The organism is Bradyrhizobium sp. NAS96.2 (assembly GCF_001908235.1).
Lineage (GTDB): Bacteria > Pseudomonadota > Alphaproteobacteria > Rhizobiales > Xanthobacteraceae > Bradyrhizobium.
This window is the reverse complement of record NZ_LGHK01000445.1, coordinates 1-995: the sequence shown is the minus strand read 5'-3', so window position 1 is coordinate 995 and position 995 is coordinate 1. Positions and strand designations below refer to the sequence as shown.

Below are 995 nucleotides of genomic sequence, written 5' to 3'. Positions count from 1 at the left end.
CCGAGCGAGACGATCAGCGCGACGATTGGGACCAATACCGGGCTGACCACGACGATCAGCAGCGGCGGCCTGACCAAGGACAACACGCTGGCGCTGTCCGGCACGGTGAGCGACACCAATGGTGTGGCCTCGGTGCACGTGTTTGACGGCAGCACGGACCTGGGTGCGGCCACGATCACCGGCAACACCTGGACGCTCACGACCGCCGCGCTGTCGGACGGCGCGCACAGCTTCACGGCCAAGGCGGTGGACAACGCCGGCAACAGCACGACGACGGCGGCAATCACCGCAACGGTCGATACCACGGCGCCGAGCGAGACGATCAGCGCGACGATTGGGACCAATACCGGGCTGACCACGACGATCAGCAGCGGCGGCCTGACCAAGGACAACACGCTGGCGCTGTCCGGCACGGTGAGCGATACCAATGGTGTGGCTTCGGTGCACGTGTTTGACGGCAGCACGGACCTGGGCGCGGCCACGATCACCGGCAACACCTGGACGCTCACGACCGCCGCGCTGTCGGACGGCGCGCACAGCTTCACGGCCAGGGCGGTGGACAATGCCGGCAACAGCACGACGACGGCGGCGATCACCGCAACGGTCGATACCACGGCGCCGAACGAGACCATCAGCTCGACGATCGGGACCGATACCGGGCTGACCACGACGATCAGCAGCGGCGGCCTGACCAAGGACAACACGCTGGCGCTGTCCGGCACGGTGAGCGACACCAATGGTGTGGCTTCGGTGCACGTGTTTGACGGCAGCACGGACCTGGGTGCGGCCACGATCACCGGCAACACCTGGACGCTCACGACCACCGCGCTGTCGGACGGCGCGCACAGCTTCACGGCGAAGGCGGTGGACAACGCCGGCAACAGCACGACGACGGCGGCAATCACCGCAACGGTCGATACCACGGCGCCGAGCGAGACGATCAGCGCGACGATTGGGACCAATACCGGGCTGACCACGACGATCAGCAGCGGCGG

Annotated in this window: 1 protein-coding gene; it reads left to right on the top strand. The window is 67.3% G+C overall.

Annotation, left to right across the window (positions count from 1 at the left end; genetic code table 11):
- Window positions 1-995: Ig-like domain-containing protein (locus AC628_RS41850; RefSeq protein WP_245321626.1), on the top strand; the 995-nt coding region annotated here is incomplete at both ends.